The 23377-nt window shown below is 54.9% G+C and carries 28 protein-coding genes; 21 read left to right on the forward strand and 7 right to left on the reverse strand.

What is annotated here, in order from left to right:
- Positions 1 to 99 precede the first annotated feature (99 nt).
- The 3 genes from K5Y32_RS08370 (at position 100) to K5Y32_RS08380 (ending at position 3458) form a co-directional block, all read left to right on the forward strand.
- Positions 100 to 1644, forward strand: a complete 1545-nt coding sequence (locus K5Y32_RS08370; protein ID WP_137386036.1) for a methyl-accepting chemotaxis protein — start codon at positions 100 to 102, stop codon at positions 1642 to 1644.
- An 8-nt stretch (positions 1645 to 1652) separates the two neighbouring features.
- Positions 1653 to 2945 carry a sugar ABC transporter substrate-binding protein gene (locus K5Y32_RS08375; protein WP_255602450.1) on the forward strand — a complete coding sequence of 431 codons (1293 nt, stop codon included), beginning with the start codon at positions 1653 to 1655 and terminating at the stop codon, positions 2943 to 2945.
- Between the two features lie 189 nt (positions 2946 to 3134).
- Complete coding sequence (locus K5Y32_RS08380; RefSeq protein ID WP_101764036.1) at positions 3135 to 3458, forward strand: DUF6388 family protein; 324 nt, start codon at positions 3135 to 3137, stop codon at positions 3456 to 3458.
- A 197-nt stretch (positions 3459 to 3655) separates the two neighbouring features.
- Here K5Y32_RS08380 and iraP read toward each other — a convergent pair whose 3' ends face one another.
- Positions 3656 to 3949: an anti-adapter protein IraP gene (iraP, locus tag K5Y32_RS08385; protein ID WP_061717593.1), complete on the reverse strand. Its 294-nt coding sequence runs from the start codon at positions 3947 to 3949 to the stop codon at positions 3656 to 3658.
- Positions 3950 to 4012: 63 nt separating this feature from the next.
- Here iraP and K5Y32_RS08390 point away from each other — a divergent pair, with 63 nt between their 5' ends.
- Positions 4013 to 4252 carry a DinI-like family protein gene (locus K5Y32_RS08390; protein WP_101764035.1) on the forward strand — a complete coding sequence of 80 codons (240 nt, stop codon included), beginning with the start codon at positions 4013 to 4015 and terminating at the stop codon, positions 4250 to 4252.
- A gap of 20 nt (positions 4253 to 4272) precedes the next feature.
- Here the strand turns inward: K5Y32_RS08390 and K5Y32_RS08395 are convergent, their stop codons facing one another.
- The 4 genes from K5Y32_RS08395 to K5Y32_RS08410 form a co-directional block, all read right to left on the reverse strand.
- Complete coding sequence (locus K5Y32_RS08395) at positions 4273 to 4539, reverse strand: hypothetical protein (RefSeq protein WP_110866413.1); 267 nt, start codon at positions 4537 to 4539, stop codon at positions 4273 to 4275.
- A gap of 156 nt (positions 4540 to 4695) precedes the next feature.
- Positions 4696 to 5163, reverse strand: coding sequence for a hypothetical protein (locus tag K5Y32_RS08400; RefSeq protein WP_222182765.1), 468 nt, complete (start codon positions 5161 to 5163; stop codon positions 4696 to 4698).
- An 82-nt stretch (positions 5164 to 5245) separates the two neighbouring features.
- On the reverse strand, positions 5246 to 5575 hold the full coding sequence (locus K5Y32_RS08405) for a hypothetical protein (RefSeq protein WP_192233531.1): 330 nt from the start codon (positions 5573 to 5575) through the stop codon (positions 5246 to 5248).
- Positions 5556 to 5945, reverse strand: coding sequence for a hypothetical protein (locus K5Y32_RS08410; RefSeq protein ID WP_110866415.1), 390 nt, complete (start codon positions 5943 to 5945; stop codon positions 5556 to 5558). The genes K5Y32_RS08405 and K5Y32_RS08410 overlap by 20 nt, the downstream gene beginning before the upstream one ends.
- 144 nt (positions 5946 to 6089) lie before the next feature.
- Here K5Y32_RS08410 and K5Y32_RS08415 point away from each other — a divergent pair, with 144 nt between their 5' ends.
- A complete protein-coding gene (locus tag K5Y32_RS08415) occupies positions 6090 to 6737 on the forward strand; it encodes a S24 family peptidase (protein ID WP_222182767.1) in 648 nt (215 codons plus the stop codon).
- Between the two features lie 120 nt (positions 6738 to 6857).
- Positions 6858 to 8069: a diguanylate phosphodiesterase gene (locus tag K5Y32_RS08420; protein ID WP_192411597.1), complete on the forward strand. Its 1212-nt coding sequence runs from the start codon at positions 6858 to 6860 to the stop codon at positions 8067 to 8069.
- 31 nt (positions 8070 to 8100) lie between these two features.
- On the opposite strand, the gene K5Y32_RS08425 is transcribed toward K5Y32_RS08420, so the two are convergent.
- Both K5Y32_RS08425 and fliE read right to left on the reverse strand, forming a co-directional pair.
- Positions 8101 to 8808 carry a YnfC family lipoprotein gene (locus K5Y32_RS08425; RefSeq protein ID WP_222182769.1) on the reverse strand — a complete coding sequence of 236 codons (708 nt, stop codon included), beginning with the start codon at positions 8806 to 8808 and terminating at the stop codon, positions 8101 to 8103.
- 128 nt (positions 8809 to 8936) lie between these two features.
- Positions 8937 to 9248 carry a flagellar hook-basal body complex protein FliE gene (gene fliE, locus K5Y32_RS08430; RefSeq protein WP_008105389.1) on the reverse strand — a complete coding sequence of 104 codons (312 nt, stop codon included), beginning with the start codon at positions 9246 to 9248 and terminating at the stop codon, positions 8937 to 8939.
- Positions 9249 to 9505: 257 nt separating this feature from the next.
- Here fliE and fliF point away from each other — a divergent pair, with 257 nt between their 5' ends.
- The 15 genes from fliF to K5Y32_RS08505 all read left to right on the forward strand — a co-directional run bounded on the left by fliF (position 9506) and on the right by K5Y32_RS08505 (position 23373).
- Positions 9506 to 11236 (forward strand): flagellar basal-body MS-ring/collar protein FliF, encoded by a 1731-nt coding sequence (fliF, locus tag K5Y32_RS08435; protein WP_101763956.1) that lies wholly within the window; start codon positions 9506 to 9508, stop codon positions 11234 to 11236.
- Positions 11233 to 12225 (forward strand): flagellar motor switch protein FliG, encoded by a 993-nt coding sequence (gene fliG / locus K5Y32_RS08440; protein WP_101763955.1) that lies wholly within the window; start codon positions 11233 to 11235, stop codon positions 12223 to 12225. The genes fliF and fliG overlap by 4 nt, the downstream gene beginning before the upstream one ends.
- Positions 12218 to 12919: a flagellar assembly protein FliH gene (gene fliH / locus K5Y32_RS08445; RefSeq protein WP_137386041.1), complete on the forward strand. Its 702-nt coding sequence runs from the start codon at positions 12218 to 12220 to the stop codon at positions 12917 to 12919. Before fliG ends, fliH begins: the two co-directional genes overlap by 8 nt.
- Entirely contained in the window at positions 12919 to 14283 is a 1365-nt protein-coding gene (gene fliI, locus K5Y32_RS08450) for a flagellar protein export ATPase FliI (RefSeq protein WP_222182771.1), read from the forward strand. The genes fliH and fliI overlap by 1 nt, the downstream gene beginning before the upstream one ends.
- Positions 14284 to 14302: 19 nt before the next feature.
- Positions 14303 to 14746 carry a flagellar export protein FliJ gene (fliJ, locus tag K5Y32_RS08455; protein ID WP_064739112.1) on the forward strand — a complete coding sequence of 148 codons (444 nt, stop codon included), beginning with the start codon at positions 14303 to 14305 and terminating at the stop codon, positions 14744 to 14746.
- Positions 14743 to 16005, forward strand: a complete 1263-nt coding sequence (locus K5Y32_RS08460; protein ID WP_222182773.1) for a flagellar hook-length control protein FliK — start codon at positions 14743 to 14745, stop codon at positions 16003 to 16005. The genes fliJ and K5Y32_RS08460 overlap by 4 nt, the downstream gene beginning before the upstream one ends.
- 129 nt (positions 16006 to 16134) lie before the next feature.
- Positions 16135 to 16620 (forward strand): flagellar basal body-associated protein FliL, encoded by a 486-nt coding sequence (fliL, locus tag K5Y32_RS08465; protein ID WP_008105400.1) that lies wholly within the window; start codon positions 16135 to 16137, stop codon positions 16618 to 16620.
- A gap of 4 nt (positions 16621 to 16624) precedes the next feature.
- Complete coding sequence (gene fliM / locus K5Y32_RS08470) at positions 16625 to 17632, forward strand: flagellar motor switch protein FliM (RefSeq protein ID WP_064739115.1); 1008 nt, start codon at positions 16625 to 16627, stop codon at positions 17630 to 17632.
- Positions 17625 to 18035, forward strand: a complete 411-nt coding sequence (gene fliN, locus K5Y32_RS08475; RefSeq protein ID WP_008105402.1) for a flagellar motor switch protein FliN — start codon at positions 17625 to 17627, stop codon at positions 18033 to 18035. Before fliM ends, fliN begins: the two co-directional genes overlap by 8 nt.
- A gap of 2 nt (positions 18036 to 18037) precedes the next feature.
- Complete coding sequence (gene fliO, locus K5Y32_RS08480) at positions 18038 to 18433, forward strand: flagellar biosynthetic protein FliO (protein WP_222182775.1); 396 nt, start codon at positions 18038 to 18040, stop codon at positions 18431 to 18433.
- Positions 18433 to 19164: a flagellar type III secretion system pore protein FliP gene (gene fliP / locus K5Y32_RS08485; RefSeq protein WP_097097688.1), complete on the forward strand. Its 732-nt coding sequence runs from the start codon at positions 18433 to 18435 to the stop codon at positions 19162 to 19164. Before fliO ends, fliP begins: the two co-directional genes overlap by 1 nt.
- 40 nt (positions 19165 to 19204) lie before the next feature.
- Positions 19205 to 19474 carry a flagellar biosynthesis protein FliQ gene (fliQ, locus tag K5Y32_RS08490; protein WP_008105408.1) on the forward strand — a complete coding sequence of 90 codons (270 nt, stop codon included), beginning with the start codon at positions 19205 to 19207 and terminating at the stop codon, positions 19472 to 19474.
- Positions 19474 to 20262, forward strand: a complete 789-nt coding sequence (fliR, locus tag K5Y32_RS08495) for a flagellar biosynthetic protein FliR (protein ID WP_101763949.1) — start codon at positions 19474 to 19476, stop codon at positions 20260 to 20262. The genes fliQ and fliR overlap by 1 nt, the downstream gene beginning before the upstream one ends.
- 629 nt (positions 20263 to 20891) lie before the next feature.
- Positions 20892 to 21527, forward strand: a complete 636-nt coding sequence (gene rcsA / locus K5Y32_RS08500) for a transcriptional regulator RcsA (protein WP_008105413.1) — start codon at positions 20892 to 20894, stop codon at positions 21525 to 21527.
- A gap of 142 nt (positions 21528 to 21669) precedes the next feature.
- The gene (locus tag K5Y32_RS08505) at positions 21670 to 23373 is read left to right on the forward strand and encodes a methyl-accepting chemotaxis protein (RefSeq protein WP_137386044.1); all 1704 of its coding nucleotides are present in this window, start codon (positions 21670 to 21672) and stop codon (positions 23371 to 23373) included.
- Positions 23374 to 23377 lie beyond the last annotated feature (4 nt).

Below are 23377 nucleotides of genomic sequence, written 5' to 3' on the forward strand. Positions count from 1 at the left end.
CTGCTCACTTCTGCGCCGATAACTCTTCTGGAGTTAAAAGTGCCTGTAAAAACAATAATGACCGATTACACACTCACCTTCGTTACGGAGAATCCCGTTATGCGATTGACCCTTCGCGCGCGTCTGACATCGATTGTTGGCCTGCTGTGCATTTTACTGATTGTTGCCGCCATCTGGGGAATCATCGGCCTGCGCGCCGCCGACCAACGGGCGCAAAACGCCTATCAGAATGAGCTGTTACCGCTGCAATATTCATCCCGCCTGTACCGCATGGTGCAGGAACAATCCGCGACCCTGTTCGATGCCCTGCGCTACTGGACCGACAGCAGCGAAGTGGAGAAACGTCTGGCGCGCATCGCGCAGTACGGCGAGCAGATAGCCAAAGACCGCCAAACCTGGCAGCAGCTGTCGTTTGATGCGCAAACCAAACCCCTCAGCCAGCAATTCATCACCCATCTCGACGGCTGGCAAACCGCGCTGAAAGATGCCGGTGAACTGCTTAAGGGCGGCAACCCGTCCGGCGCGCTGGTGGTGATTGAAACCCGCCTGCGCAGCGGCAGTCAGCTGCTGCAACAGGACATCGATCAGCTTGATGCGTTAATGCGCCAGCATGCGGAACTCACCTATCAGCAGAGCAACAGCGATTACCAGCTGGCGCGTAACAGCCTGATTATCATATTGCTGGTCGGGCTGAGCGTGGCGCTGGTGTTCGGCTGGCTGCTGATCCGCTCGATCAACCGCTCGATTGCTCAGGCGCGCGAGCTGGCCGAATCGATTGCGGCCGGTGAACTGAACCACGATATTGGCAGCGTATCACGCGATGAGATGGGCGAACTGATGCAGTCACTGCTGCGCATGGATGTGCGTCTGGCGGAGATCGTGCGCGACGTGGGCGAAAGCGCCACTGCGCTGAGTGATGCGGCGCGTCAGATGGCCGATGGCAATGACGATCTCTCTGAACGCACCCATTCGCAGGCCAGCTCGCTGGAACAGACCGCCGCCAGCATGGAGCAAATGACCGCCACGGTGAAACACAACGCCGATAACGCTGCGCAGGCCAACGAACTGGCCACCGACGTACGTCATCAGGCCGAACGCGGCAGCAGCGTGCTGCGTGATGCGGTCAGCGCGATGGAGGAGATCGAATCTTCCAGCAAGCGCATCGCGGATATCAACCGGGTGATCGATGAGATCGCCTTCCAGACTAACCTGCTGGCGCTCAACGCGGCGGTTGAGGCGGCACGCGCCGGTGAACAGGGGCGCGGCTTTGCCGTGGTGGCGTCCGAAGTGCGTCAGCTGGCGCAGCGGTCCGCCGGGGCCGCCCACGAGATCAAAGCGTTAATCGATGCCAGCGTGGGTAAAGTGGAAGCCGGCAGTGCGCTGGTGCAGCGTTCCGGCGCAATGCTCAATGACATCAATCAGGGCGTGGCGCGCGTGGTGGACATTGTCGGTGAAATTGCCGTGGCCAGCCGCCAGCAATCCAGCGGCATTGAGCAGGTCAACACCGCAGTGATTCAGATGGATGGCGCGACGCAGCAGAACGCCTCGCTGGTGCAGGAAGCCAGCGCCGCCAGCCAGACCGTTAGCGAACATGCCGGATTGCTGGTGGAGAAGATGGCCTTCTTCCGCCTGCAACAGCGCTAAGGAGCGGGATGATGCGTAAACTTCTCGCGCTATTGGCGGCGTTGCCGCTGTTGAGCCACGCGGCGACCACACTGAATATCGCCACCATCGCCAACGGCGATATGACCATCATGCAGCAGCTCGCCACGCGCTACGAACAGGAGCATCCTGACGTCAAACTGCAATGGCATGTGATGGACGATGGCGCGCTGCGTCAGGCGGTGCTGTCGGCGATGAACAGCGGCCAGGCACAGTTCGATGTCATCACCGTTGGCACCTATGAAGCGCCGCTGTGGGGTGAAAAAGGCTGGCTGGCGCCGCTCAATAAGCTGCCCGCCGATTACGACAGCGATGATCTCATCGCGCCAGTGCGCAAAGCGCTGTCGTTTCAGCAAACGCTCTACGCCCTGCCGTTCTACGGCGAAAGTAGCATGACCTATTACCGCAAAGATCTGTTTGCGCAGAAAGGGTTAACCATGCCCGATAATCCCGACTGGACCGATATCAAAAACTTCGCCGCCAAACTCACTGACCCGCAAAAGGGCATTTACGGTTTGTGCCTGCGCGGCCAGCCTGGCTGGGGCGATAATGTGGCGTTCATGACCACCATGGCGAATGCCTATGGCGCGCAGTGGTTCGATGAAAACTGGCAGCCGACGCTCAACTCGCCGGAGTGGCGCGAGGCGCTGGGTGATTATTTGCAGGTGGTGAAGCAGGATGGACCCGCGGATACGGTGAAAAACAGTTTCGGCCAGATTCTGCGCCTGACCGCGCAAGGCAAATGTGCCATGTGGATCGACAGCACGGTGGCAGCCGGTTTGCTGGTAAATCCGCAGATCTCTTTAGTCGCCGATAAGCTGGCCTTTGCGCCTGCGCCGGGCGGTATAACGCGTAACGGCTCCAATTGGTTGTGGTCGTGGGCGCTGGCGGTACCGGCGAATACGCCGAATCGCGAGGCGGCGATTGCCTTTATTAGCTGGGCGACGTCAAAACAGTATATCCAGCAAGTGGCCGATACAGTCGGCTGGGGCGCGGTCCCGCCGGGCAGCCGCAATTCGACATATCAGCAGGCGAGCTATCAGCGCCTGGCGCCGTATGCCGCGCAGGTGCGTGCGGCGATTGATTCCGCCACCGTCGAACAGCCCACGCTCAATCCGGTGCCCTATCAGGGCGTACAGTACGTGAGTATTCCCGGATTTGATCAGATGGGTAACGCCGTTGGGCAGAACCTGGCGGATATGCTGAACGGTAAACTGACGTTGGACGAGACGCTGGCGAAGAATCAGCAGGACGTGATGCGGATTTATCAGCAGTTGCATTGATGTTGTACGAATAATGTGCGGCCAGGTCGCCATGAATGGCGACCTTACGGGATTGGTGGCGAGTGTGGTTTCGTAGGGTGCGCATTCATGCGCACCTGGTTGCCATGAATATCGATCCGGCAGCAGAATCCTGACAACGCAGCGTGCGCGCGTTACACTAGCGCGCAAGTTGATACGCAGGAACACCGAATGAAAACCCCAGAAGAGTATTACGCTCAGGCGCGCACGATGTTTTTCGCCGCTCACCCCGATTTCCAGTCTGCACTGGATGAACTGACCGAAAGCGATGCCCGCCAGGCGAACCTGTCATTAGCGCAGTTACGCGACTGGCACGCAGAACGTATTTATGCCGCATTTTTGCGTCAGAAGAAGCTGGATGGCATGCTGTTTTCCATTCAGCTGGCGGAGCCCGATAAAGCCGTTGCCGCGGATGCCATTGAAAAGTATCTGAAATCTCACGCGGAAGCCTTAGGCATGACGTGGGAAGAGTTCTGCATCAAAAACGAGTTGTAATCGGCCGCGCACTGAAACGGCATCAAAGATACATCGCCAACCACACAAAATGTTCAGGAAAAAGTTGTACAAGTTGAGAAAACTTGTATAACTTACTCATCACGACGTCAGTCGTAGATTGTCCTTGAACGAATGGTGCTGTTGCACCGCCTCTGGAAGTGTTGCTGGATTTCCACTTCCAGAGGTAATATTTTTTCTTACCCTTCCCGCTCAATCCCTTTTACTTCGATATAACTTGCCACCGCCAGCAGACGATTGACGTGGGTCAGCAGCAGATCAACATCGGACTGTAAAAATTCCTGCGATGCGCGCGAAGCGGTAACAATCGCCTCTTGCACCGTATCGGAAATGGTCAACGAGTTATTCTCTTTCGCCTGAATCAGCAGCGCGGCAATCAATAACGACTGCGCCTCTACCTGCGCCACCAGCTCTTTTGCTTCCACATCCATTTTTGCCATTTTCAATAAGATATCGATAACCAGTTGGCGCATATTTACCCCTGTTTTTATTTACAGTACTATATCGCACCCGATCCAATGAATGGAACGACCCTGATGTTTGTGGAGTTGATTTACGATAAGCGTAACGTGGCCGGATTACCGGGTGCACGCGAGATGATTTTGCAGGAGTTGGAAAAGCGTGTACAGCGCGTCTTTCCCGATATTGAGGTACGCGTCAAACCGATGGAGCGTAACGCGATAGATACTGATATGAGTAAGAACGATAAAGCGACAGTTGCGCGGATTGTTGAAGAGATGTTCGATGAGGCAGAAATGTGGCTGGTGGCCGATTAGGCCACCAGTGCGATAAACGCTTAGCTTTCCTGCTCGGCATGGTTGATGGCGATTTCGAGATCCTGAATCGCCGCATCAATGTCATCCAGCAGCTTACCCTGTTTGTTCAGCAAGGTGTCGAAGCGTCCCGCGTATTCGGTGTCTTTGTACTCACCCGCATCAAACGCCAGCCAGTGGGCAGACAGCGTCTCAGTGTTGGTCTGCGCGTAGTGGCGCATCTCTTTAAGCTGGGAGGTGACATCACGCAAGTATTCAGTTTTGGTTTTTACAGTTTCTGTATCACTCATGCTATCTTCCTTTTCGCTTATTAAGACGATTTAAATAACGCTTGAATGATTAAAGGTAGTGCAAAATATCGAAGCTGCCTTAGGAATAATCGGAAGTGACTAAAACCTGTTTGTAAACAGGGGACATCCCGGTCCCCGATGCTGAGTCGTCAGGCATTACAGATACTTCCTCGCCAGATCAATCAGCTCATCCTTCGCGGCATCGCCCAGTTTGATTACGCCCTGCTCGACAAAACTAAACGCTCTGACGAAATCCTTCACCCCTTCTGAGAACGCCTGAGTTCCGTCGTGGCTCTGCGCCGTTGCGGCGGCTGACGGCGCATCGGCTGCAGCGGGAGCAGCGATGTCCGGTTCGTTGGGCGGCGCAACCTCGGCAGGCGCAGGCGTTGCCGCCTCAGGCGCGGCAGTGGCCGCCACCTGCGCGGGTGCAGCGGTTATCGCCTCGGGTGCCGTAGCCGATGCCGGCGCAACTTCAGGTGCTGCTTCTACGACTACAGCAGGCGTCGCTTCAGGTGCTACAGCGGTCGCCGGTGCAGCAACGGGCGTGGCGACTTCGTTGGCGAAATCTTCCGCTGGTGACGATGCGATGGTGCTGGTTGGATTGATGACAGTTTGATCGCTCATAATGCTCTCCTTCTTACTGAATAAAGATCGCAGTCGGGCAAGACGGGCTGCAATCCACGGGGTAATTCGCATGATGCCCTCCTTAACGCTTGGGTTGAGGTGGCGACTTATCTCCTTCTGCCGGTTTCCCTTTGTCAGCCGGATTGCTGACCGGGTGCTTCACGGTGCCATCGAGCTTGTTCTGCAGCGCCACCAGCTGGCTGGTAAGCTCCGCCACACGTGCTTCACGTCGTTCCGATATGGTTCGATATTGCTGTCGAATCTCTTCAACACGCTGATTGGCGCTGTTACTGACGAACAGGAATAGCACCGTCATCGCCACGCACATCAACGACAACATCAGCAAAAAGCCGCCGAAGAACAGTTGGCGCCGATGGTTTTTCACTACGTACTCACTGTTTATCTGCATCATCACGACTCTCCTCCAGAGTGGTAATCAGTTGGTTAACCTGGCTGCGAAACTTCTCGCTGTGCTCGGCTTCCGTGGTGGCCAGCAAAATGCTCAGGGCGTTTTTTATCAGCCGCAGATCGGTTTCCAGCGAAGAGATACGCCGCAGGTTTTTGTCATGTCGGATGCGCAATTCATCGTTTTCCTGGCGCATCAAGGCGTGACCCTCTTTGAGCAGCATCACCTGTTCTTTGTAACTGGTGATGATCTCCCCACCGGCACGATTGCTGGTGACGATAGCGGCGATACCCGCCATTAACGGTTTCCAGAACACAGCTGCTGCGCCGCCGCCGAGAAGCAACGCACCTACGCTGGTGACTAAACTACTTTCCATGCTTCACCTCTCACCCCTGGCAAGGGATGTGCCCCATAAGCACGCTGACCACCCTTGCCAGCTTCGCGGTCAACGCCTGAATTTAAGTTTACTTTAACTTATGAATTTAAGTATACTTAAGTAGTTCCTTCAGGAGATGTCAAGATGATGAAAAAAGAATCTTCCGGTGAGCGCATCCGGACACGACGTAAAGCACTACAATTGACGCAGCAGGCGCTGGCCAAAAGCATTGGGGTGTCGCATGTGGCTGTATCGCAGTGGGAAAAAGAGGAAACCGTACCGCGTGGCGAGAATTTGCTGCGGCTCGCGCAGTGGCTGCAATGCACGGCGGCATGGATTATCGACGGGGATGGCGAAGTATTTGCCACCCACGCCAAGGCCGCACCGGTTGCGGCGGTGCCATTGATTAGCCTGGCGCAAGCGTCAGCGTGGTTGAGCGAAGAACGGTTGTTGCTCAAACAGCAGGCTGCGCACTTTCTCTACAGCGAGAGTCAGTTGGGCGATGGCGCGCTGGCGGTCACAATAGAAGATCAGGCGATGCAGCCCGATTACCGGCCCGGTGACAAAGTGATCTTTGATCCTGACGTTCAGCCGCAGCCGGGCGATGTGGTGCTGGCGCTGGTGGATGGCGTGGCACGAGTGCGGATTTATCGCCTGCAAACGCAACAGCAGGATGCGCAGATCTTCACATTGCGCGCGTTGAATGATGATTTTCCGCAGCTGCATTCGGCGGAATCGGCGCTAGAAATTATCGGCACGCTGATGGAGTTGCGACGTTACCGAAGCGGCTAGCCGCTTCGCTTAAGCTGTTATAATAAAAAAAGTTTAGCCTGATCGCGGTAAGCTATGGACAGACCCCGCGGTAAGGCTGCTAATCTAGCCGCAAAATAATAAATTATCCGGACAATCTCGATGCTCACCACAATTATTTACCGCAGCCATCTGCACGATCACGTGCCAATCAAAACGCTCGAAGATATGGTTGCTAAAGCCAATAGCAAAAACAAAAACTTCGACGTTACTGGCATCCTGCTGTTCGACGGCCTGCACTTCTTCCAGCTGCTGGAAGGACCGCGCGAGTCCGTTCAGGGCATATACAAGCGTATTTGTCAGGACGCACGCCACCATAATCTGGTGGAGTTAATGCACGACTTCGCGCCTGAACGCCGTTTTGGCAAAGTCGGCATGGAGCTGTTCGATCTGCGCGAGCATGACAAAGACACTGTGCTGCAAGCAGTGCTGGATAAAGGCACCTCGCGTTATCAGCTCACCTACAAAGATCGCGCGCTGCAGTTTTTGCGTACCTTTGTGGTGGCGCGCGACAAAGAGAACTACTTCGAGATCCCGCCAGCTAATACCTGGGAATTTGTTCCGGATATTGAATGGCAGAACGATCTGGAGGGTATCGATCAGAGCCTGCAGGATTGCCGCTTTGCTTTTCAACCCATCATCGATCCCTTCGCGCGCCGCGTCACTTCGTTTGAAGCGCTGATCCGCACGCCAAACGGTGGCTCACCCGATGAGTATTTCTCCGCGTTTGGCGGCGAAGCGATTTATCACGCGGATATCAAATCGAAACGTCTGGCCTTTCGCGTGGCGAGCAAACTGGGGATTGGCGAGCATCGTCTGTCGATCAATCTGCTGCCGATGTCACTGGTGACGGTGCCAAACGCGGTGGAATTCCTGCTTACCGAGATCAACGCCAGCGGGCTGGTGCCGCAACAGGTGATCGTCGAAGTGACCGAAAATGAGATCATTTCGCGCTCGGATGAGTTTGCTGCCGAAGTGAGAAAGTTGAAAGCGGCAGGTATCAGCCTCGCGCTGGACGATTTTGGTGCCGGTTTTGCTGGCTTGTCGCTGTTATCAAAATTCCAGCCGGACAAAATCAAAATCGATCGCGAGCTGATCCGCGATGTGCACAAAAGCGGACCGAAGCAGGCGATCATGCACGCCATCATTAAGTGCTGCGCATCGCTGGAGATTGCGGTGATTGCCGAAGGTGTCGAGCAAGCTGAAGAGTGGATGTGGCTGGAAGCCGCAGGCATTAGCCAGTTCCAGGGTTTCCTGTTTGCTTATCCGCTGCTGAATGGATTCCCGGCTGTGGCGTGGCCTGAGATTAAATAGTGTTGGTCGCCATGCATGGCGACCCCACCAATCAGTAATACGTTACCTCAATATTGCCATACTGCTTATCAATCACGTTGCCTGCCGCGTCAGCGGTAATAATGTCGCAATAATAGGGAATGTCGTTTTTATATTTGCAGACATTGCTGACGGTTTTAATTTGGTCATTACGCTTCACCGTGGTAACCACGTCAGAGATCTTTTTCTTATCTTCTGCTCGCACCGCGGTAGCACGCGACACTTCCGTTCCGGCCTGGGTAATACTCAAGACCGCCATTTCACCGGCGCTGTTATAGGCGAGGTGAAACGCTGCATCGGAGGCGGGCGATGAGATCTGCTCAACCAAACCCTGTTTGTTATAGGCAATATCCACGGTCATGCTCGGCGTGACTTTCTTCACCATGGCGCAGCTCTTATTCAGCGTCACCACCACGTCCTGACCGTTTTCACTGCCTTTTAATTCATTGCCGTCGCGCGTCACTTCAATCACTTCGCCGTCTTTACGCACCGATTTAACATGCGTTGGACAGCCGTTGCGGTCGAAATCGACATTCACTTCGAAGATCTGCTGGCCGTCGGCGGTAAACAGCGTTTGATGGGTCGTTTTGACTTTGCCGGGCAGCGCTTCGAATTGATACAGATAGGCAAAATTTTTCATTTGCGGGTAGTAAGTCGCGTCATCCTTGTCACATCCCGTGAGCAGGACAATAGCGATTAAAAACAGCAGGGTTTTCTTCACGTGAGAATCCTCTTCTCAAAATAAGGCAGCGCGTTTGGCGGTGTACTCACTGTGATGCAGCAACCTTCCCGCCTGATATAACACCATTACCGCGCTGGACTATACCCGAAAGAAATACCCGAAAGAAACTAAACCTGCATACTCATAATATCGGTATACGCCGACACCAGTTTGTTACGCACCTGCACGCCCATCTGCATGGAAATAGAGGATTTTTGCAGATCGACCATCACATCATTTAACTGAATACCCGGTTTACCCATTTCGAAATCCTGCGCCTGAGCGCGAGCCGTTGTCTGGGTTTCGCTGATCTTGTCGAGTGCTGCTTTCATGGTGGCACTGAAATCGACCTGATTCGTGGACTCCGCTTGCTTACCGCTGGCCTGCAGAGACGTCATCTGCAGCTGCTGCAGCACACCCTCAATCGCCTGAATTGACATTGCCTGACCCCTATTAAAGAAGTGATTAAATTTTCACGATGAGAAAGTTAACACACTGTCAATAGGACAAAGGCGCTAAATGACCGCAAAAAACCCGGCTTATCCACCCATCGATGTCGCGGCTTTCAACAAATAATGCCTGCCATTAAGTGGAATTTAATTTTTCTCCTCTCCCGATTTAGGGGAGAAGTCTTCAGGGAGTACGTTTTGTCACCACAACACCACACCCGATCAATAATGTCAGGCAGGAATCGGTCATGAATGCGAGTGCAGCCGCTACACAGGATACAGCTAAGAAAGGCTTCAATGACCTTCTCGCCCGCCTGCGCGCCAATCCGCGTATTCCCTTAATTATCGCTGCTGCTGCGGTTATCGCGGTGGTGTTTGCGTTGGTGCTGTGGGCAAAAGCGCCAGACTATCGCGTGCTTTATAACAACCTCTCCGATGAGGATGGTGGCGCGATCGTCACGCAGCTGACGCAAATGAACATCCCTTACCAGTTCGCCGATAACGGTGGAGCACTGATGGTGCCCGCCGATAAAGTGCATGAGCTGCGTCTGCGTCTGGCACAACAAGGCTTGCCGAAAGGCGGCAACGTCGGCTTCGAACTGATGGACAAAGAGAAGTTCGGGATCAGCCAGTTCAGCGAGCAGATCAACTATCAGCGTGCGCTGGAAGGTGAACTGTCGCGCACCATCGAAACGCTCGGTCCGGTGAAGAGCGTACGCGTGCACCTGGCAATGCCGAAACCGACCTTGTTCGTGCGTGAGCAGAAAGCCCCTTCCGCCTCGGTGACGCTGAACCTGCAGCCAGGCCGCGCATTAGATGAAGGCCAGATTCAGGCCATTCAGCATATGGTTTCCAGCAGCGTGGCCGGTTTACCGCCGGGCAACGTGACCGTTGTCGATCAGGCCGGTCGTCTGTTGACCCGCTCTGACAGCGAAGGTCGCGACCTGAATGATGCGCAACTGAAATATGCGTCTGAAGTGGAAGCACGCTTCCAGCAGCGTATCGAAGCGATCCTGAATCCGATTGTCGGTCAGGGCAATGTGCATGCGCAGGTGACGGCGCAAATCAACTTCGACCGCAGCGAGCAGACCGACGAGAAATACCAGCCGAACGCCAATCCTAACAACAGCGCGGTGCGTTCACGCCAGACCAGCAACTCCGAACAGAATGGCAGCCCGTATCCAGGCGGCGTGCCGGGTGCATTGTCGAATCAGCCTGCGCCAGCCAATACCGCGCCGGTGACCAATCCGCCAACGAATAACAACAATAATGCCAACGGCCAAAACGCCAACGCGCAAACCGCCAATGCGCAGAATAACGGCAGCACCACCAGCACCGCACAGCCTTCTGGCCCGAGCAGCTCAACGCGCAACGACACGGTGAACTACGAGCTGGACCGCACCATTCGTCATACCAAGCTGAACGTCGGCGATGTGCAGCGCCTGTCGGTTGCCGTGGTGGTGAACTACCGCGACGACGGTAAAGGCAAAGCGGTGGCGCTTAACGAGCAGCAGATCAAGCAGATTGAAGATTTAACCCGTGAAGCGATGGGCTATTCACAAACCCGTGGCGACAGCGTCAACGTGGTGAACTCTCAGTTCAACATGACCGAGCCAAGCGGTGGCGACCTGCCATTCTGGCAGCAGCAATCGTTCTTCGATCAGCTGATGACTGCCGGTCGCTGGCTGCTGGTGGCGTTGGTTGGCTTCATCCTCTATCGCAAGCTGGTACGTCCACAGCTGGTGCGTAAGAAAGAGCAGGAGAAGGCAGCGGCTGAAGCGCTGGCGGCACGCTCTGCGGCCATGGAAGAAGAAGAAGCCTTTAACGTTCAGCTCAGCAAAGACGAGCTGGATCAGGAGCGTAAATCTACTAACCGCATGAGCGCCGAGGTGATGAGCCAGCGTATCCGCGACATGTCTGAAAACGATCCGCGCGTCGTCGCGCTGGTTATCCGCGAATGGATGAGTAAAGAACTATGAGTCTGACCGGTACAGAAAAAAGCGCCATTCTGATGATGACCATCGGCGAAGAGCGCGCGGCGGAGGTGTTCAAACACCTTAACCAGCGTGAGGTTCAGCATCTGAGTGGTGCTATGGCCAACATGCGCCAGGTTTCACACAAACAGCTGACCGAAGTGCTGCGCGAGTTCGAAGCCGATGCCGAACAGTTTGCGGCGCTGAGCCTCAACTCCAACGATTATCTGCGTTCGGTGCTGATCAAAGCGTTGGGCGAGGAGCGAGCTTCAAGCCTGCTGGAAGATATTCTCGAGAAAAACGAGACCACTAGCGGTATGGAAACGCTCAACTTCATGGAGCCACAGGCGGCGGCCGACCTTATTCGCGACGAGCATCCGCAGATTATCGCCACCATCCTTGTCCACCTCAAACGTGGCCAGGCGGCGGATATTCTGGCGCTGTTCGACGAGCGTCTGCGTCACGATGTGATGCTGCGTATCGCCACCTTCGGCGGTGTCCAGCCGGCGGCGCTGGCGGAACTGACCGAAGTACTGAATGGCCTGCTCGACGGCACCAACCTCAAGCGCGCGAAGATGGGCGGCGTGAGAACCGCAGCAGAAATTATCAACCTGATGAAAACCCAGCAGGAAGAAGCGGTTATCGAAGCAGTACGCGACTTCGATGGCGAGCTGGCACAGAAGATCATCGACGAGATGTTCCTGTTCGAAAACCTGGTGGAAGTGGACGACCGCAGCATCCAGCGTCTGTTGCAGGAAGTGGAATCCGAACAGTTGCTGGTGGCACTGAAAGGTGCCGAACAGCCGCTGCGCGAGAAGTTCCTCAAAAACATGTCCGCCCGTGCGGCCGATATCCTGCGCGATGATCTGGCCAACCGTGGTCCGGTACGTATGTCGGCGGTGGAGAACGAGCAGAAGGCCATTCTTCTGGTGGTGCGCCGCCTAGCAGAATCCGGCGAGATGGTGATTGGTGGTGGCGAGGAAACCTATGTCTGATGCCTTTTCCGCCCGCGCGTGGCAGCGCTGGCAGCCTGATGATTTAGGCAGCCCGTTCGGTGCCGAACCGGAACCTCAGTTAGAGGAGCCGGAGATCGATGTCGAACTGAGCGCCGAAGCGGAACAGCAGCAACAGCTGGAACGCATGCAGCAGCAGATGCGCAAAGATGCGCAGACGCAAGGCTACAGCGAAGGCTATCAGAAAGGTTTCGCCGAAGCGCAACAGAACGGTTATGACGCCGGTTTCCAGCAAGGCTTAGCCGATGCGCAGCAGCAGCAAGCGCCGCTGCAGGCACGTATGCAGCAGCTGGTGACCGAGTTCCATCACACGCTCGAAGCACTCGACAGCGTAATCGCTTCACGTCTGATGCAGCTGGCGCTGGAAGCCGCGCGCACGGTGATTGGCCAGGCCACGCAGGTTGACGGCACCGCCCTGCTGCGTCAAATCCAGCAGCTGATTCAGCAGGAACCGATGTTCAGCGGCAAACCGCAGCTGCGCGTCCATCCGGACGATCTGCAGCGCATCGAGCAGACGCTGGGTCCAACGCTCGATCTGCACGGCTGGCGCTTACTGGCCGACAGCACGCTGCATCCTGGCGGCTGTAAGCTTAGCGCCGAAGATGGCGACCTTGATGCGAGCGTGGCAACACGCTGGCAGGAGCTGTGCCGCTTGGCCGCTCCGGGGACACTGTAATGACCTCCTCACGCCTTTCACGCTGGCTCGGCGCGCTCGACGCCTTCGAAGAACGCATTTCGCAGGTACAAACCGTGCGTCGTTACGGTCGCCTGACGCGCGCCACCGGCTTAGTGCTGGAAGCCACCGGCCTGCAGCTGCCGCTCGGTGCTACCTGCATTATTGAACGTACCGATGGCAGCAAGATCACTGAAGTTGAAAGTGAAGTGGTCGGCTTCAACGGGCAGAAACTGTTAATGATGCCGCTGGAAGAAGTCGACGGTATTTTGCCGGGCGCACGCGTTTATGCGCGCGTCAGTGGCGACAGCGGCCACAGCGGCAAACAGATGCTGCTGGGCCCGGAACTTCTGGGTCGCGTGCTGGACGGCAGCGGCAAACCGCTGGATGGTTTGCCCGCGCCGGAAACCGGCTATCGCGCCCCGCTGATCACCGCACCGTTCAACCCGCTGCAACGTACGCCGATTGAAGATGTGCTGGATACCGGCGTGCGTGCCATCAACGCCCTGCTCACCGTGGGTCGCGGTCAACGTATGGGCCTGTTCGCCGGTTCCGGCGTCGGTAAAAGCGTGCTGCTCGGCATGATGGCGCGCTACACCAAAGCCGACGTGATCGTGGTGGGGTTGATTGGTGAACGTGGTCGTGAAGTTAAAGAGTTCATTGAAAATATTCTCGGTGCCGAAGGCCGGGCGCGTTCGGTGGTGATCGCCGCGCCGGCGGATGTCTCGCCGCTGCTGCGTATGCAGGGTGCCGCTTATGCCACGCGTATCGCTGAAGATTTCCGCGATCGCGGTCAGCATGTGCTGCTGATTATGGATTCCCTCACCCGCTACGCCATGGCGCAACGTGAGATCGCACTGGCCATCGGTGAGCCGCCGGCGACCAAAGGTTATCCGCCTTCGGTGTTCGCCAAATTGCCCGCGCTGGTGGAACGCGCCGGTAACGGTACGCACGGCGGCGGTTCAATTACCGCCTTTTATACCGTGTTGACCGAAGGCGACGATCAGCAAGACCCGATTGCCGACTCGGCGCGTGCGATTCTCGACGGCCACATCGTGCTGTCGCGTAGTCTGGCGGAAGCCGGCCACTATCCGGCAATTGATATCGAAGCGTCAATCAGCCGCGCCATGACCTCATTAATTGATGAGACACACTACGCGCGCGTGCGTCAGTTCAAACAGTTGCTCTCCAGCTTCCAGCGCAACCGCGATCTGGTGAGTGTGGGGGCGTATGCCGCAGGCAGCGATCCGATGCTGGACCGCGCCATCAAGCTCTATCCCGAGATGGAAGCCTTCCTGCATCAGGGCATTTTCGAACGCAGCGACTATGACGATGCCTGTTTGCATCTGCAGGCGATGTTCGGTTAACGCCAAACGAGGTTAAGTGATGAAAACGGCCAGTGCGATCAACAAGCTGCGCGATATGGCGGAGCAGGAACTGGAGAGTGCAGTGATTCACCTTGGCGATATGCGCCGGGGTGTGCAGCAGGCCGACGAACAACTCAGCATGCTGCTGGATTATCAGGATGAGTATCGCAACAAGCTCAATCAGGATATGTCCGGCGGCATCGCCAGCACGCGCTGGACCAATTATCACCAGTTTATTCAGACGCTGGAAAAAGCCATCGAACAGCATCGCCAACAGCTTTCCCAGTGGAATCAGCGCCTCGACAGCGCGCTGAGCAACTGGCGTGAAAAGCATAAGCGGCTCAATGCTTATCAAACGCTGATTACGCGCGCTGAGGAAAACGCATTACGACAAGAAAACCGTCTCGATCAGAAACGGATGGATGAATTTGCCCAACGGGCCGCATTGAGGAAAGGCGAATGATTACGCTGCCAACAGTTGCTACGCAAACCTCGGTTTTGGGAGACGCTGACACTTCAGTTTCATCAGATGTTTTGCAGGGCGCGGAGTCGCTGCCGCAGGGATTTATTACTGAACTCGGCAACCGCTTGCTGACGCTGGTAAAGCAACAAGCTGTTAACACGCAATCGACTGTTCTGACAGCAGAAGTTGATGAAAAAGACGTCAGTAAGGCTTCGCTAAGCGCGTTATTGCAGGCGCTGGAGAAACCTGATGCGTTAAACGCACTTTTACAGCCGGAAAACACTAAAGCCACGCTGAAATCAGCCGATGATAAAGACAAGAGTGAGGCAAGTTCGTTAACTGCCAGCGACTTACAGAATGTGCAGGCGTTATTCGCCATGTTGCCGGTGGCGGTAGAGAACCGCACCAGCCCAACCAGCGTAAGTAGCAGCGCAGGCGAAGGGACAACCGACACTCGCGCTTCGCTTAATACCGCACTGTTAAGGGGTTCCCTGGACGGTGCAGTAAAAGAAGAGCACGCGCAGCCGGATGGCGCACAGAAGAAATCCAGCGATGCTGTAACGCTCTTAACGCAAACGGCCAGCAGCACGCAGAGCAGCAGCGTCAGCACCACCGCCAGTAACAGCAGCGGGTTGACGCTGGATGAGAGTTTTAAGCAGGTGCTGAATGCGCTGAGTAAGCCGGAAGAGCGCGCCGCCGCGCAGAGCAGTGATGACCCGGTGACGCCATTCACCAGCGCACCGCTCAGCGCCACCAGCTCGCTGGTAAGCAGCACCGCCTCGACCAGCACCACGCCGTCGACGCCCATGCTGAATGCGCAGCTCGGCAGCAGCGAGTGGCAGCAGGCGCTGAGTCAGCAGATTGTGATGTTTAGCCGCAACGGGCAGCAGAACGCCGAGTTGCGTCTACATCCGCAGGATCTGGGCGCTATCCAGATCAGCCTGACCCTTGATAAGGATCAGGCACAGTTAAATATGGTTTCCAGCCACAGCCAAGTGAGGGCCGCGCTGGAAGCGGCTCTTCCTCAGCTGCGTAGCGCGCTGGCGGAGAGCGGAATAAACCTGGGACAGAGTAACGTCAGCAGCGACGCCTTCGCACAGGGCCAGAGTTATCAGGGCCAGCAGGAAGGACGTCGTGACGGACAGCACGGCAGCTTTAGCCTCTCCCAGGACAGTGACAACGAGATAACGCCTATTGCCGTCCCGGCAGCCCTTCAAGCGCGCGCGGCCGGTAACGGCGCTGTCGATATCTTTGCCTGATAGCCGCTAAACGCTGAAGGTAAGCGTAAAACCCGCGTCTTTTCTTCCCATTGTTTGACTTAAGACGCGGGATAATCTGTCCAGGTAAGCCGAGAGGCTTGCCCATAATTCACAGGAAGTAACTGCAAGATGTCTGATAACGCGAAAGCTAAAGGCCGCAAACGTTCACTACTACTACCGGTGTTACTGATTGTAACGCTGGCCGCTTGCAGCGTGGCAGGCTATGCAGTCTGGCGAATGATGAATAAACACGAAGGCAGCCAACCGGACGCGGCGAAAGTCGAGCCACCGGCTGCTCCCGTATTTTTTGCAATGGATACGTTTACAGTAAACCTGGTCAATCCTGACAACGATCCCGACCGTGTGCTGTACGTGGGTTTCACCCTGCGTCTGCCCGATGAGGATACCCGTCGTCGGATGAACGATTACCTGCCGGAAGTGCGCAGCCGTCTGCTGTTACTGCTTTCGCGTCAAAGCGCGACGGCACTGGCCACAGAGCAAGGCAAACAGGCCCTGGTTGAGCAGATCAAACAGGCACTGGCGCCGCCGCTGGTAAAAGGTCAACCGGCTCAGGTTGTCAATGACGTGCTGTTTACCGCCTTCATTTTGAGGTGATTTAATGGGCGATAGCATTCTCTCCCAGGCTGAGATTGACGCGCTGCTTAATGGCGACAGTGACAGTGCGGAAGTAGAGAACAGTTCCAAAGGGACCGATGGCGATATCCGTCCCTATGATCCCAATACTCAGCGCCGCGTCGTACGTGAGCGTCTGCAGGCGCTGGAGATCATCAACGAGCGCTTTGCCCGTCATTTCCGTATGGCGCTGTTTAACCTGCTGCGCCGTAGCCCCGATATTAGTGTGGGTGCGATCAAGATTCAGCCGTACCACGAGTTCGCCCGCAACCTGCCGGTGCCAACTAACCTGAACCTGATCCACCTGAAGCCGCTGCGCGGCACGGCGCTGGTGGTGTTTTCACCGAGCCTGGTTTTTATTGCTGTCGATAACCTGTTTGGCGGCGACGGTCGTTTCCCGACCAAAGTTGAAGGACGTGAATTTACCCATACCGAACAGCGTGTGATTCGCCGCATGTTGAAATTGGCGCTGGATGGCTACAGCGACGCGTGGAAAGCGATTTATCCGCTGGAAGTGGAGTATGTACGTTCCGAGATGCAGGTGAAGTTCACCAACATCACCACTTCACCGAATGACATCGTGGTGAACACGCCGTTCCAGGTGGAGATTGGAAACCTGGTCGGTGAATTCAATATCTGTATTCCGTTTTCGATGATTGAGCCGCTGCGCGAGCTGCTGGTCAATCCCCCACTGGAAAACTCACGCCGGGAAGATAATCACTGGCGCGACAATCTGGTGAAACAGGTGCAGCACTCGGAGCTGGAGCTGATTGCCCATTTCGCCGAAACATCGCTGCGCCTGTCACGTATTTTGCAGCTGAAACCCGGTGACGTCCTGCCCATTGAGAAGCCGGACCGCATCATCGCTCACGTCGATAGCGTGCCGGTGCTGACCAGCCAATACGGCACCATCAATGGCCAGTACGCGCTGCGTGTAGAACATTTGATTAACCCGATTTTGAATTCGCTGAACGAGGAACAGCCCGATGAGTGACAGCAAGAAACCGTCCGACGACGACATCTCCGCGGACGATCTGTGGGCTGCAGCTATGAACGAACAAACCACCACCAGCGCGCCAGATCCAACTGAAAATGTGTTCAAGTCGCTGGAAAATCCTGGCATCAGCGGCTCGCTGCAGGATATCGATCTGATCATGGATATCCCGGTCAAGCTGACCGTGGAACTGGGTCGCACCAAGATGACCATCAAAGAGCTGCTGCGCTTGACGCAGGGTTCGGTGGTGGCGCTGGATGGCCTGGCCGGGGAACCGCTGGATATTCTGATCAACGGTTATCTGATCGCGCAGGGTGAAGTGGTGGTGGTGAACGACAAATATGGCGTGCGCATCACCGACATCATTACCCCGTCTGAACGTATGCGTCGTCTGAGCCGTTAAGCATGTTAAAACACACGCAAGCCGAACAACCGGTACTCAGCCAGCCTGTGGTCTCAACCGGTTCGGTGATTGGCCAGGTCAGCAGCGTGCTGGCAGTAATTGTTCTGCTGATTCTCGGCTGCGGCTGGCTGGCCAAACGCCTTGGCTTTGCACCAAAAACGGTGACCGGCCAGGCGCTGAAAGTCAGCGCGACGGTGCAGGTTGGCCAGCGTGAGCGTGTGGTCATTGTCGATACCGCCGATGCGCGTCTGGTGTTGGGCGTGACCGCCCAGCAGATCACCCATCTGCACTCGTTACCGCCGCTGCCGCCGGAAGAACGGGCAAATCACAGCGCTGCGCCACAGGATTTTCGTCAGCTGTTCCAGAACCTGGTTAAACGTCCCGGAAAACCACAATGATGCGTCGATTACTTCCTCTCTTGCCGCTGCTGTTGCTGGCACCGGTTGCCCATGCGCAGCTGCCAGGCTTAATTAGCCAGCCGCTGGCGAACGGTGGCCAGAGCTGGTCGCTGCCGGTACAGACGCTGGTGTTCATCACCTCGCTGACCTTTATTCCGGCGGTGCTGCTGATGATGACCAGCTTCACGCGCATCATTATTGTGTTTGGTTTGCTGCGTAACGCCCTCGGCACGCCGTCGGCGCCGCCAAACCAGGTGCTGCTCGGCCTGGCGCTGTTTCTGACCTTCTTTATCATGGCGCCGACCTTCGACAAGATTTACTCCGACGCCTATGTGCCGTTCAGCCAGGACAAAATCAGTATGGCGGACGCGATTGACAAAGGTGCTCAGCCGCTGCGTGAATTTATGCTGCGTCAAACGCGCGAAGCCGATTTAGCGCTGTTTGCCCGTCTGGCCAACACCGCACCGATTCAGGGTCCGGAAGCGGTTCCGATGCGTATTCTGCTGCCGGCGTATGTCACCAGTGAACTGAAAACCGCCTTCCAGATTGGTTTCACCGTGTTCATTCCGTTCCTGATCATCGATCTGGTGGTCGCCAGCGTACTGATGGCGCTGGGGATGATGATGGTGCCGCCGGCGACCATTTCCCTGCCGTTCAAGCTGATGCTGTTCGTGCTGGTGGATGGCTGGCAGCTGCTGGTGGGTTCACTGGCGCAAAGTTTCTACTCTTGAGTGGCGTTCGCCCTCACCTTTCTTTCTCGAGGAGTGCAGCATGACACCTGAATCAGTGATGGTTATGGGCCAGGAAGCAATGCGCGTCGCCCTGCTAATGGCCGCGCCGATGTTGCTGGTGGCGTTGATCAGCGGGTTGATCATCAGCGTGCTGCAAGCCGCGACCCAGATTAACGAACAAACGCTCTCCTTTATCCCCAAGATTCTGGCCGTTGCCGCTACGGCGGTAATCGCAGGTCCGTGGATGCTTAATCTGATGCTGGATTACATTCGCACGCTGTTTAGCAATCTGCCGTACATTATTGGCTAATGATTAACCTCGACAGCAGCCAGCTGATCCATTGGGTCGCACAATTCTTCTGGCCGATGGTGCGTTTGCTGGCGCTGTTTGCCAGCGCGCCGGTGCTGAGCGAAAAATCGATTCCCAAACGCGTCAAGATTGGCCTCGCGGTATTGACCACCTGGATCATCCTACCGGTACTGCCGCCGGTGGAGGCGACCCTGTTTACACCCGCGGGATTTTGGTTGCTACTGCAACAGCTGCTGATTGGCGTGAGCATCGGCCTGACCATGCAGTTCGCCTTTGCGGCGGTGCGTATGGCGGGGGAAGTGATTGGTTTACAGATGGGGTTGTCCTTCGCCACCTTCTTCGATCCGGGTAGCCGCCTGAACATGCCGGTGCTGGCTCGTTTTCTCGATATGCTGGCCATGCTGCTGTTTCTTACCTTCAACGGACATCTGTGGCTGATTTCACTGCTGGTGGACAGTTTTCATACGTTGCCAATCAGCGATCAGCCGCTCAACGCCAATGCTTTTATGGCGTTGGTGAAATCCGCGGGATTAATTTTCCTTAATGGCATGATGTTAGCGCTGCCCTTAATAGTTCTGCTCCTCACGCTAAACATGGCACTAGGTTTGTTAAACCGTGTTTCACCACAACTCTCTATTTTCGCGGTTGGCTTCCCGATTACCTTAACGGTGGGCATCCTCAGCGTAGGGTTGATGATGCCGCTGCTTGCTCCCTTCTGCGAACATCTGTTTAGCGAAGTCTTTGATTTACTCGCCCAGTTTGTGTCAGAACTTTCCCGCGCCCGTTGATTAACTATTCTGTAGACGCCCTTAAGTAATAGTTAAGCATTCAAAATCTGTTAGTGCATTTTCTGAACCATATTTCTCAGAAATCAACTGAGGAAATTCTGATAAGTGCGCATTTTTGGTGAAAATTATTCTTATTAAACCGCGCTTCGCGTATTTTAGTCAGACGATTCCTAAGGGGTTAAACCTGCTGAATCGGTTGATTTAATGCTCAAAGGGCTGTTTTTAAACAAAAAAAATTTCACAGCGATTTTTCTTGTCTAAATCCCTTTTTTCCGGCATTGTCAACGCTCGCTGAAGCGTCATACTTTCGCCACACAAATGTTTTTAAGATTTGTCCTATCAGATTTGTCTGTGATCTGCGCGATAGTGACAGGGCTCTCAAAACAGAGCGAATAAAACACTTAATGCAAATCCTTAGCCATTCCCACTATGGCTGAGATGAGAGTGACGTGGATGTACTATAAAAAAAACTTCGCAGCACGGTTCAGGGAAGAGTCATGATGGCGCATGGACAACTATCGCCAATCTGCTGAGCAGAATAAAAAAGTGTCTTTGGAAATTTCTCTCGTACCGCAAACGCGTATTCATCGTTGATTTAAACGGATAACAAATTGGTGAGGGTCGCTATAATGCCAACGATTATTATGGATTCATGTAATTACACACGCCTGGGTTTGTCTGACTATATGTCTGCGAAAGGAGTTAAAAAGAAAAATATTACTCCTGTCTCGGATATCGACCAATTGCAACAAAGATGTGAGCAAATTAAGCCGGGCGTTGTGTTTATCAACGAAGAGTGCTTTATTCACGAATCTGATTCCAGCGATCGTATTCGTGCTATTATCATGCAGCATCCTGATACCTTATTCTTTATTTTCATGGCGATCTCGAATATCCATTTTGAGGAATACCTCTACGTTCGTAAGAACCTGATTATTACATCAAAATCGATAAAAACTTCGACGTTGGATTCGTTATTAGGCACCTATTTGCAAAAGAAACTCAACGCTTCGCCGCGTATTTCTGCCGGGCTCGACGTGCATCCATTGACATTAAGTCAGACTGAATCAAATATGCTGAAAATGTGGATGTCAGGTCATGATACCATTCAGATATCTGAGAACATGCAAATTAAAGCCAAAACCGTATCGTCACATAAAGGTAATATTAAACGTAAAATTAAAACCCATAATAAGCAGGTTATTTATCATGTCGTCCGTTTGACTGATAATGTCACCTCAGGGATTTATGTTAACGTGCGATAATTACCTACAGTGAATAAAAGGGCTGATCATCTGATTGGCCCTTTTCACGTTTTGAGAGTTTGATCCCACTTTCCTGCCTAATCCTTTCTCCCTGCCTGCCGATGCTTATTCTCATAACACCTACCTACATGAGAGCAAGGATATGAAAACAGCATCGATTGATGAGCAATATAAGCTCAGCATCTGGCAGAACCTGCGCCTGATGCCTTTGTTCAGTATGATCTTTGGTGGCATTCTGCTGCTTTTTGCCCTGTGCATTGGACTCGCCAGCTACTTTTTGATTCAGAGTAATAATTCCCTAAACGATGCCACCGAAGAAATTCAAATTCGTATGGGCATCTCTAACAGTTCTAACCATCTGCGTACTGCGCGACTCAATGTGCTGCAATCCGGTGCCGCCGCGCGTATTGGTGAAATGGATGGTTATCGTGCCGATTTAGCGCGCACCGAGACGCGTATTAAACAAGCGCGCGAAGGTTTTAAACTCTATATGGATCGCAAGGCGAAAACGCCGGCGGATATTGCACTCGATGAACCGCTGACCGCCAGCTTCAATGCTTATATTGATAAAGGTCTCAAGCCGATGATTGAATCGGCTAAACAGGGCAGCTTCGAAGGCATTGTGGCGCAGGAAACTGACGTCACGCGCAAACTGGATGATGCCTATAATGCCGTGCTGCTGAAGGCGATTAAAATCCGTACCGACCGCGCCGAAGCGATTAATGCCGAAGCCGCGCATCAATCACGCATTGGCTTTATTGCTATGGCGGTGGCGTTTGCTGCCGCCTTGCTGCTGGTGCTGCTGACCTTCGTGTTCCTGCGTCGCGTGGTGATCACCCCGCTACGTCAGTCCGTTGATCGCATCGAGCGTATCGCGCAAGGCGATCTCACCGCGCCGGAACAAGCCTATGGCCGCAGCGAGATTGGTAGCTTGCTGCATAACCTGCAGCTAATGCAGGCCTCGCTGGTGCGTACCGTTGGTACGGTGCGAGAAGGCGCGGTAGCGATTTATCAGGGTTCCAGCGAGATTTCCGCCGGTAACACCGATCTCTCATCACGTACTGAAGAGCAGGCCTCCGCGCTGGAGCAAACCGCCGCAAGCATGGAGCAGCTCACCGCCACGGTGAAACAGAACGCCGAGAACGCCCATCACGCCAGCCAGCTGGCCGCCGATGCCTCAGGCAAAGCGCGCAGCGGTGGCGATCTGGTGAGCGGCGTGGTGCAAACCATGAACAATATTTCTGGCAGCTCGAAAAAGATTGCCGAGATCACCAACGTCATCAACAGTATCGCCTTCCAGACCAATATTCTGGCGCTGAATGCCGCGGTAGAAGCGGCACGTGCCGGTGAGCAAGGCCGTGGTTTTGCCGTGGTGGCCAGCGAAGTGCGTAACCTGGCGCAACGCAGTGCGCAGGCGGCGAAAGAGATTGAAACGCTGATTGCTGAATCGGTGGGGTTGATCACCAACGGTTCACGCCAGGTCGGTGAAGCCGGTAATACCATGGGCGAGATAGTTGAAGCGGTGCGGCGCGTGACGGACATTATGGCTGAGATTGCCGCCGCGTCGGATGAGCAGAGCCGTGGCATCCAGCAGGTGAGCCTGGCGGTGACCGAGATGGATAACGTGACGCAGCAGAACGCCTCGCTGGTTGAGGAAGCCTCTTCGGCAGCGGCTTCGCTGGAAGATCAGGCCGGCAGATTGACGCAGGCGGTAGCGGTGTTCCGTTTGAATGACGCGCCTGTGGCGCACGTGGCTAAAGCGGCGCAGTCTGCGTTGCGTACGCCAAATCTGGCGCCGCGTCCTGCATTGGCGACATCGGGGAATGATAATTGGGAGACGTTTTAAGCGT

The sequence above is a fragment of the Pantoea sp. DY-15 genome (genome assembly GCF_019795935.1).
In the GTDB taxonomy this organism is placed as follows: domain Bacteria; phylum Pseudomonadota; class Gammaproteobacteria; order Enterobacterales; family Enterobacteriaceae; genus Pantoea; species Pantoea leporis.